The sequence below is a fragment of the Chitinophaga sp. genome, assembly GCF_036566945.1.
In the GTDB taxonomy this organism is placed as follows: Bacteria; Bacteroidota; Bacteroidia; order Chitinophagales; family Chitinophagaceae; genus Chitinophaga.
Genome location: NZ_DATCVJ010000174.1, coordinates 1 through 4,191 on the forward strand (window position 1 = coordinate 1; position 4,191 = coordinate 4,191).

The window sequence follows — 4,191 nt, forward strand, 5'->3', positions numbered from 1 at the left end:
TTATGTGTCTGATTCACTTGTTATAATTCACTAAACCAAAAGGAAGCTATGCGAAGATCACTTCTTCTCACCACGTTGCTTTTCTTATGCTGCTGTATCACTGCATGGGCGCAGGATAAGAAAGCTTTTACGGGCGCCGTAAAGGATGCACACGGAACGCCTTTACCAGGTGTAACTGTTAAAGAGAAAAACGCCTCCAACGGGGCTACCACAGGCCCCGATGGAACATTCAAAATTCAGGTAGCACCTACTGCTACCCTCATTTTTTCCTACATAGGATTTGTCAACCAGGAAGTAGCTGTTAATGGACAGTCTACCCTAAACATTGTATTAAAAGAAGATAATAAGAATCTGAACGAGGTGGTTGTTACCGCCATGGGTATTAAGAGAGAAGCCAAAGCATTGGGTTATTCTGTTAGTACAGTAAGTTCCAAAGAACTGACCGAAAGTGGAAGCACCAACTTCGCCTCCGCTTTATATGGTAAAGCTGCCGGTGTCAAAGTTGTTTCAGCGCCAGGTGGTGCTGCCAGCGGTGTTTCCGTGCAGGTGAGGGGAGTATCCTCCGTAGGCTTAAGTACACAACCACTGTATGTGGTGGATGGTGTGCCACTGAGAAACTTTAATGACCCTACGAGTAACACTTTTGGTACCAGCAACTCAAGAATTGAGGGTAATGGTGCGTTGGACATCAATCCGGAAGACATTGAAACACTGACGATCCTGAAAGGAGCAAGTGCATCCGCGCTGTATGGTTCTGAAGCAACCAACGGTGTGGTGGTAATCACCACCAAGAAAGGTCTGAAAGGTCGTGGTTTGAATGTAGATGTTAACTACGTTTACAACCAGGAAAGACTGGCCTCTTCTCCTGATTATCAGAATGAATATGGTCCGGGATACGACGCTGCTACTAACCTGTCAGTAGGCGCTACTGCCGATGGCTGGATTAAAGATGCGGATGGCGCTATGCACCCTTATTACAGGGCGTATGACCAGTTCGGTCCTAAGTTCGATGGCCGTGATGTGAAATACTGGGATGGGTCTACCCGTAAATATGTAGCACAGAAAGATAACTATAAGGATTTTTTCCAAACTGGCTACAACTCTGCTGCAAACGTAGCTATCTCCAACGCCAGTGATAAAGGAAGTTTCCGCTTTTCTTACAATCGTGTAGATTATAAGAGCATCATGCCGGGAAGTAATCTTTATAAAAATAACTTCAACTTCAACGGTACTTTAAAGCTGAGCGAAAAAGTTAGTGTAGATCTGATATCTACCTACAACAATACCTTCGTTCACAACCGTGCGAATGTGATGAGCAACATATTTGGTTCATTTGATGGCTTCTTCAGCCGCTTCGATGACATGAATACGTTCTTTAATAAATATCAAACCAGCGACGGCTACAAATATGTTGCTGCTGACAATACACAATACGGTCAGGACGAGAAAATGGCTTACCGTTTCAGAGCTACCAATGTGATGGACTATCTGTGGAACAACCTGCGTAACAAGTACGATGAAACACAGAATCGCTTTATCAACAGTGCTACCCTGAATGTAGGTATCCTGAACAGCTTGCGTTTCAGAGGTCGTGTAGGCGGTGATTTCACTAACGTAACTACCACTGATGAGCAGTACAATACAAAACCTGCTGCTTATGGTTACACCGGACAATATGCTGTAACTAACCGTAACAACAATTCATTCTACGGAGATGCGATGTTGGTGTACAATCCTAAAGTAGCCAAAGACTTTGATGTATCTTTAACAGGTGGTGTTACCGGTCGTAAGCAGACTTACAAGAACTTGTTTACACAAACCAAGGATGGCTTACTGGATGAAAACTGGTTCAGTTTAATCAATTCTGCCAGCCCTATATATACAAAGAGCATCCGTGCAGAACAAACAGATGTAGCCGGTTTTGGTATGCTGAACCTGGCTTATAAAGGCTTCCTGTTCCTGGAAGGAACCGGTCGTTATGAGTCTACCTCTACTTTGCCGGTAGCGAATAATAAGTATTTCTATCCTTCTGTGAATGCTGGATTCCTGCTGTCTGAAGTGGTGAAAATGCCTTCTTTTGTTGATTATGCAAAAATCAGGGCATCTTATGGTCTGGTGGGTAACCATCCAAATATGTATCAGGCTAACATTCTATACAATCCATACGCCATTACTATTAGTAAGAACAACATTCCTTACCAACAATCTAATCCTTCTGCTTTTGGTAACAACGACCTGACATCAGAAAAGAAAAGAGAAACAGAAGTTGGTCTGGAAGCTAGATTCCTGAAGAATAAGATCAGTGTTGATGTCAGCTACTACAACAACAAAGTAATGAATCAGATCCTGACACTGAGTACCCCGGCATCAGCTGGTGCTACTTCTCAGTTGATGAATGCAGGTGATCTGAGCAACTACGGTTATGAAGCAGCTATCAATGCTACACCGATTACTACCAAAGATTTCCGCTGGACTACCCGCTTCAACTTTGCAGTAAACAAGAACAAACTGACTGCTCTGAAAGATGGTATGACTACCTTAACCATGCAGAGCTATGATGGTGGATACCTGCTGCTGCAATCCAACGTAGGCGATCCATTGGGTAATATTTATGTACACCCACGCGATAAAGATGCAAATGGTAACTACCTGGTAAATGCAGATGGTATCTATACTGCCAATACCGGTGCCTGGGAATTAGCGGGTAACATTATGCCTAAAGTAGTAGGTGGTTTCTCCAACTCCCTCAGCTATAAAAGCTTTACATTGGACTTTACCCTGGATTACCGCTTAGGTGGTGACATGGTATCTATTCCTTACTACTACCAGATTGGTGCAGGTATGTTCAACAGTACCCTGCAATATAGAGATGCTGCACACGGCGGTATTGCATATGATGCGGTAGACTATGCCAGCGGTAACCTGGTGGCTAATCCAAATGGTGCGCAACATGATGGTGTAATCTTACCCGGTGTAACTGCCGATGGTAAAAAGAATGAAAAAGTAATCACTGCTGCGCAGTATTACATGAATCAGTATGACTGGCAAACCAACGGTCTGTATGAAAATGCAGTAATGAAAAACAGCTATGTGAAGCTTCGCGAAGTAACGCTTACTTACAACATGCCTAAACGTATTGTTGAGAAAATGCATTTCCAGGGATTACAGTTCTCTCTGATCGGCAGAAACCTCTTTTACATATGGAAAACCTTACCAAAAGGTTTAGATCCGGAAGTAGCAGTAGGTTCTCAGTGGTTTAGTCAGGGTATTGACGGCGGTACTGCCGGACCAACAAGAAGTCTCGGTGCCAGCGTGCGTGCCCGCTTCTAGGAGGATACTGATTTGTAAACGAACTTAACAGATTAAAATGAAACGTTTCTTAATAAATACTTCACTGCTTGTCTTAATGGTCGCTACTTTTAGTGCCTGTAAGAAACAGATCGCAGATGATTATTCTAATCCGGAGTTAACAGATAAAGGATCGCTGAGCAAACAACTCAGCGGTATGTTCATCAACAAGCGTATGCGCCCTTCTTACTGGGACTATGCGACCTTTATACTGCCCACCACCGCTGCTTTTTCCCAAACAACAGCGATGTATCCGTCCAACAAAATGTATATCCCTTCACTGAGCTATACAGAAAATCGTTGGGTTGATTTTTACGCAGGAGCTAAAAGTGATGACAATGACCTGAACTATGTTGGCCCTGGTATCATGGCTAACTACAGGGAAATGCAAACTACATTCGGAAAATTAACAACAGCCGATCAGGCTGACCAATTGGTTTATCTGAATTGTGCCAAAGTTGTTTTATACGACCAGGCTGCACAGATGATAGATCTCTGGGGAGATATTCCTTTCACGCAAGCCGGCTCCCTTAATACACCCGATCGTGATGTACAGGCCGCTCCTTTCGATGATGCCGCTGCTTTATATGATACGCTGATCACCGGACTGGACAATCTGAACAGCTACTTTGAAACAGCACAATTGTCTATCGTAACTGCTGCTACACTTCAGAAAGCTGACCTTATGCTGGGAGGCGATCTGAATCTCTGGAGACGCTATACCAACTCTCTGCGTTTGCGTTTATTAATGCATACCTCCTACGTGAAGGAATCTGCTGCAAAAGCGGCGGTGACTACTATGTTGAGTAATCCATCTAAGTATCCGCTGATTAGTGATAATGC

The 4,191-nt window shown here is 43.7% G+C and carries 2 protein-coding genes; both read left to right on the top strand.

The window, feature by feature from the left end; all coding sequences use genetic code 11:
• The first annotated feature begins 48 nt into the window (after positions 1-48).
• Entirely contained in the window at positions 49-3,330 is a 3,282-nt protein-coding gene (locus tag VIP81_RS04995) for a SusC/RagA family TonB-linked outer membrane protein (protein WP_331957375.1), read from the top strand.
• A gap of 37 nt (positions 3,331-3,367) precedes the next feature.
• A partial coding sequence (locus VIP81_RS05000; protein ID WP_331957376.1) for a SusD/RagB family nutrient-binding outer membrane lipoprotein occupies positions 3,368-4,191 on the top strand: 824 nt, incomplete at its 3' end.

What these genes read in the sequence shown, in the direction of transcription:
- VIP81_RS04995 (WP_331957375.1), top strand. Translation starts at nt 49, where the DNA reads ATGCGAAGATCACTTCTTCTCACCACGTTGCTTTTCTTATGCTGCTGT.